The organism is Roseomonas sp. TS2, assembly GCF_058833935.1.
Map to the genome: position 1 here is coordinate 1 of NZ_JCACVY010000229.1, position 5645 is coordinate 5645.

A 5645-nucleotide genomic window follows, 5' to 3' on the forward strand; every position below is an offset into this window, starting at 1 on the left:
CGGCTTCGGGGCGCGGAACAGGCCACCCATGCGCGTGCTGGCTCCTTCGGGATGCGGCGGAAGGACCCCCAAAAAGCCGCGAGCCCGTCCGGAGGGGGTCCGGACGGGCTCGCGCAGTGTGCGGGGATCGGGAGGATGCCTCAGGGCGCAACTCGCCCGTTGACGAGGAAATCTTTAGCCAGCGCGCAAGGCAGTGTCAATGATTATTTTCCTATTTAAGACTTCATTCACCAGCGCCTGATACAACCCATGGGGTGTAAGTGCCCGTGGCGCCCCCTCGCCCAGCAGGGCGCGGCACACCTGCACACAGGAATAAAAACTTATCTCGGGCCGCCAATTGCGGGACACGGGCGGCCCCGGACGGAACGGCCCCACAACCGAAAGGCCCGCGCGGCGATAGAAGCCCGGAAGATCGAAACCCGCCGCCAACTCGGCCCGCGTCACCAGCAGCCGGCCGGAGAGCGGTTCCACCAGCGTCCACCCCGCCTTGTCGCGGAGGACGGCAAAGCAATGGCGGAAACCGGGCCGGAGCAGCCGCAACCAACCCTGATCCGCCTGCCCGCCGAAGCCGATCCAGACCTGCTGCTCCTCCCCGGCCAGCGCATGCCGTGGCGAGAGCCGCCGCGGCGCGCCCTTTCCGGCGGCGCTCATGCCGCACCCCGGCGCGGCAGGGCCACCACCTCGCCCGGCTCGCCGAGGCTGGCTCCGGCGACGATACCCTTGATCCGCAACGGCCATTCCAGGCGCTGCATGGCTTCCGACCAGATCCGCCAGTCATTCTTCTCGGCGAGGTGCCGCGGGTCCGGGGCCACGCCACGCTCGCCCCAGAGGCGCATGATGCGGGCATGGACGAGGTCGATGCGGCGCTGGCGGTAGAGACGGTCCAGGCACTTCACCACGTCGTCCGGCTCGCAGGGGCGCATGGCGCGGCCGGCGCCGGCCACCACCCGCGCCCCGTCGCGGCGCGCCGTCAGCGCGGCCATCGTCCAGAACCAGGCTTCGTCGGCGCTGCGGAATGGCTCGGCCTTCGCCAGGGAAGCCAGAACCGGGGTGGCATTGGAGCGGAGAGCGGCCGTCATGGGGGCGTTGCCTCGCCATTAGGTTGATGACCTGTTCATCATTGCGAGCGGCCATCCTAGGCGTCAACACCTAAATGTGATCATGTTCCTATTGATTCGGGATTGCACGCCTAGGATAATTGGCCCATGCGTCATGACGATATCTGGCGGGCGGTCGATGCCCTGGCAGCCGAGCACGGCCTGTCCCCCTCCGGCCTTGCCCGCAAGGCCGGGCTTGACCCTACCGCCTTCAACCCGTCGAAGCGCGTCGGCGCGGACGGGCGCGCCCGCTGGCCCTCCACCGAGAGCATCGCCAAGATCCTCTCCGCCACCGGCACGGAGATGGACAGCTTCGCCTCCCTCGTGACCGGCGCGCCGGCGCTCCACAGCGCCGGCGCGCGCAGCATGGCCGGCCGGCGAATCCCGCTGATCGGCATGGCCCAGGCGGGCAGCGACGGCTATTTCGGCGATGGCGGCTACCCCGTCGGCGCCGGCTGGGACGAGATCAGCTCGCCCGAGCTGGCCGACCCCAACGCCTATGCGCTGGAAATCTCCGGCGACAGCATGGAGCCGGTGTTCCGGGACGGGGACATCATCATCGTCTCCCCCAACTCGCCGGTGCGGCGGGGGGACCGGGTGGTGGTGCGCACAGTGAAGGGCGAGGTGATGGCCAAGGAGCTGGTGCGGCAATCCGCCCGGCGGATCGAGCTGGCCAGCCTCAACCCGGCCCATCCGCACTACAGCTTCGATCTCTCGGAGGTCCTGTGGATGCACCGCATCCTGTGGGCCAGCCAGTAAGGGCGGCGGAGGGCCTCGTCCGCCGCGCCGCCGGTCAGCGGGCGAGCTGCTCCAGCAGGCCCTGCGGGTCGCGCTCGGGCGGGCAGACCAGGTAGCGGCCATCCTCCAGGGGCACGGCGGCCAGGCCGGTATCCTCGTAGGCGCGCAGCATGGCCGGGCCGACCTGCCAGAAGGCATGCGCCACGCCGTTGCGCTCGCACAGGTCGCGGAAGCGCCACAGCGCGGCGATGCAGGCCGACTCGTCGCCGGCCGGATCGCCCAGCCCCACCCACACATCGCCCTGGCGGCGGAAGGCGAAGCCGGCGCCACGGCCGCCCTCGGCGAAGATGACGCCGTCGGCCTGCGCCGGCACCCGCGCGCCCAGCATGGCCAGCCGCGCGCGGGCGCCGAGGTCGTAGGGCACGGCGCGGATGCGCGCCGGGCGCAGCAGCCGCACCACCGCCACCAGCAGCAGCACGCCGCATAGCCCCACCGCGAAGCGCAGCGTGTGCGGCGTCTCCTCCGAGAAGGGCACGGCCCACCAGGGCTCGTCCGCCACCGGCCCCTGCCAGCCGATTCGCGCCAGGGTCAGCGCCGCCACCGCGCTGGCGGCCAGCGGCACCAGCGTGCTGCCGGCCAGCGGCTCGCCGGTCAGCCGGGCATCGCGGTAGAAGGCGGTGCGGATGCAGGCCAGCAGCCCGGCCAGGGCCAGGAAGCCGCCCGAGATGAACCAGGGCTCGCCGCGCAGCAGCGCCACCACCGTGCCCGCCATCAGCAGCACGATGCCCGAGACCCAGGCGATACGCAGCCGCCGCAGCATGCCATAGGCCACCACCAGCAGCAGCGAGCCGATCACCGAGGCGGCGAAGTGGCTGGCCAGCGCCGCCCACTCCCCCGCCCAGACCGCGAGGCGGGAGCCCCGTGCCGGCAGCGCCCCGATGAACAGCAGCGCCACCCCGGCCAGCCCGGAGAGCCCGGCCAGGGCCGGCCCCTCCAGCGCGTCCGTCGCCCGGCTCTCGATGCCGATGCGCCCCAGCAGGTGCCGGCGCTGGTTGATCTCGAAGGCGGCGAACAGGGCGCCGGCCAGGAAGAGCGGGATGATGTAGTAGAAGAAGCGGAACAGCAGCAGCGCGCCGATCACCTGCGGCGCCGGCACATAGGGCTGCAGCCCCACCAGCACCGCCGTGTCGAACACGCCGAGACCGCCCGGCACGTTGGCCGCCAGCCCCGCCGTGTAGGCGGCGAGGTAGATGCCGAGGAAGCGGGCGAAGCTCAGCCCCTCGGCCGGCGGCAGCAGCGAATAGAAGATCATCGCCGTCACGGCCACATCGACACCGGCCAGCAGGGTCTGCGCGCAGGCCATGCGGAAGCCCGGCAGGTCGATGCGGTGGCCGAAGACGGTGAAGTGCGGCAGGAAGCGCGAGAGCAGGATGTAGCTCCCTACCACCCCGAGCAGCGCGACGCCCACCGCCTGCATGGCCCAGTGCGGCAGGTTCTCGGCGATCCAGGGCACCACCTCGGGCTCCCAGATCAGCACCATGCCGCCCAGCGCCATGCCGCCCAGCCCGAAGGTGAGGCTGGTGAAGGCGATGACCTTGGCGATCTCGCCAGGCGTCAGCCCCCAGGCGGCGTAGAAGCGGTAGCGCACCGCGGCGCCGGAGACGGCGGCGAAGCCCAGATTGTGCGCCAGCGTGTAGGCGCAGAAGGAGGCGAGCGAGGTGCGGGAATAGCTGACCGGCTTACCGGCATAGACCGAGCCGAGCCGGTCGTAGATGGTGAGCACCGCATAGGCCAGCACGGTCCAGCCCGCGGCGACCCACAGGGTAGGCGTGGGCACGGCGGCGATGGCGGCGCGGATCTCCGCCATGGAGAGGTCCCGCAGCTCGCGCTGCACCACATAGAGGGCGCCGACCAGCAGCAGCAGGCCGAACACCGTCGGCCCGTGCCGCCGCAGCAGGCCGAGCACGCGGCCCTTGCGGGTCACGCCGACGCCGCCTCCGCTTCCGGTGCCGCCCCTGCGGCATCGGATGGCCGCGCCAGCGCCTCCTCCACCAGCCGGATCGTCTCCGGCACGCCATAGGCGGCGGCGAGGCTGCCGAAGCGCGGCCCCTGATCGGCGCCGACCAGCACCTGGTAGAGTGCGTTGAACCAGCCGCGCGCCACGCCAGGGGAGCCGTCCTTCATCACCTGGATGAAGGGCTCGCGCCGCCCGGCGTCATAGACATCCACCTGGATGCGCTCGGCCTGCGGCAGGCCGGGGGGCAGCGCCTCGATCTCGGCCTGGTGCGCGCGCAGCAGGTCGACCAGGGCCTGGAAGCAGGGGCGCTCCTCGGCCGTCGGCGCGCGGGGCGTGAGGCCGGGCAGCACGAAGTCCCGCGCATAGGCCACGGCATATTCGACGAGCTGCCCGAGGAGCGGCTGCGTCTCGGGCGTGGCACCGGGGGCGTAGTTGCGGACGAACTTCCACAGCCGCTCCGGCGTGTCCGCCGCCGCCACGGTGGCGAGGTTCAGCAGCATGCCGAAGGTCAGCGGCGGCTCCGGGCTGTTCGGCACCTCGCCGCCGTGGATGTGCCAGTCGGGGTTGGCCGGGTCGGGGCTGGCACGCAGGCGCTCGCGCTGCTGCAGGTACTCGTCCGTCGCGCGCGGGATGACGTCGAAATGCAGGCGCTTGGCCCGGCCAGGCTGCCCGTACATGAAGTAGGCCAGGCTCTCGGGCGGGGCGTAGCGCAGCCATTCCTCGATGGTGAGGCCGTTGCCCTTGGACTTGCTGATCTTCTGCCCCTGGGCGTCGAGGAACAGCTCATAGGTCATGCTGACCGGCGGCTCCGCCCCCAGCACCCGGCAGATGCCGGAGGAGAGCTTCACGCTGTCGATCAGGTCCTTGCCCGACATCTCGTAATCGACGCCCAGCGCATACCAGCGCATCGCCCAATCCGCCTTCCACTGCGCCTTGACGTGGCCGCCGGTGACGGGGGTCTCGAAGCGCTCGCCGCTCTCCGGGTCGCGCCAGACGATGGTGCCGTCCTGCGGACGCGCCTCCTCCACCGGCACCTGCATCACCACGCCGGTGCGGGGATGGACGGGCAGGAAGGGCGAGTAGGTGGCGCGGCGGTCCGGGCCGAGGGTGGGCAGGATCACCTGCCGCACCTCCTCGTGGCATTCCAGCATCCGCAGAAGCGCCGCATCGAACCGGCCGGAGCGGTAGTAGTCGGTGGCCGAGGCGAACTCGTACTCGAAGCCGAAGGCGTCGAGGAAGGCGCGCAGCCGGGCGTTGTTGTGGTGCCCGAAGCTCTCATGCGTGCCGAAGGGGTCGGGGATGGCGGTGAGCGACTTGCCGAGATGCTGCCGCAGCAGGTCCCCGTTCGGCACGTTGTCCGGCACCTTGCGCAGCCCGTCCATGTCGTCCGAGAAGGCCAGCAGGCGGCCCTTGAGGCCGGTCATCCGCTCGAAGGCCTGGCGCACCCAGGTGGTGCGCGCCACCTCGCCGAAGGTGCCGATATGCGGCAGGCCCGAGGGGCCGTAGCCGGTCTCGAACAGCGCCGTCGCTTTGCCGGCCGCGGCAATGCGATCGGCGACCTTGGCGGCTTCCTCGAAGGGCCAGGCCTTGACGGTGCGGAGCGATGAATCGGCGGTCATGCAGCGCCCCATGCCAGCGCGGCAGCGCCCGGTCAACGCGCCGCTTGGGCAAGGCAGCCCCCGCATCCTTGCGCGGCCATCACCTTTGGGAAAAACCGCGCTGCATCCTGGCCTCGTTCGCCTTTTGCCCCTAGGTTCCGCGCGTGTCTCTCCCCCCGGACCTTTCCCCGGCGC

At 71.3% G+C, this 5645-nt stretch carries 5 protein-coding genes; 1 reads left to right on the forward strand and 4 read right to left on the reverse strand.

Annotated elements, in window-relative coordinates; translation table 11 throughout:
• Positions 1 to 174: 174 nt before the first annotated feature.
• Complete coding sequence (locus tag ACZJYS_RS21985; protein WP_493180323.1) at positions 175 to 651, reverse strand: hypothetical protein; 477 nt, start codon at positions 649 to 651, stop codon at positions 175 to 177.
• Positions 648 to 1079: a hypothetical protein gene (locus ACZJYS_RS21990; protein ID WP_109516833.1), complete on the reverse strand. Its 432-nt coding sequence runs from the start codon at positions 1077 to 1079 to the stop codon at positions 648 to 650. Before ACZJYS_RS21990 ends, ACZJYS_RS21985 begins: the two co-directional genes overlap by 4 nt.
• A 126-nt stretch (positions 1080 to 1205) precedes the next feature.
• Between ACZJYS_RS21990 and ACZJYS_RS21995 the strand changes: the two genes are divergently transcribed.
• Positions 1206 to 1856 (forward strand): S24 family peptidase, encoded by a 651-nt coding sequence (locus ACZJYS_RS21995; protein ID WP_109516832.1) that lies wholly within the window; start codon positions 1206 to 1208, stop codon positions 1854 to 1856.
• Positions 1857 to 1890: 34 nt separating this feature from the next.
• Here the strand turns inward: ACZJYS_RS21995 and ACZJYS_RS22000 are convergent, their stop codons facing one another.
• Both ACZJYS_RS22000 and ACZJYS_RS22005 read right to left on the reverse strand, forming a co-directional pair.
• Complete coding sequence (locus ACZJYS_RS22000; protein WP_493180324.1) at positions 1891 to 3819, reverse strand: phosphatidylglycerol lysyltransferase domain-containing protein; 1929 nt, start codon at positions 3817 to 3819, stop codon at positions 1891 to 1893.
• Complete coding sequence (locus ACZJYS_RS22005) at positions 3816 to 5471, reverse strand: lysine--tRNA ligase (RefSeq protein WP_493180325.1); 1656 nt, start codon at positions 5469 to 5471, stop codon at positions 3816 to 3818. Before ACZJYS_RS22005 ends, ACZJYS_RS22000 begins: the two co-directional genes overlap by 4 nt.
• Between the last annotated feature and the right edge of the window lie 174 nt (positions 5472 to 5645).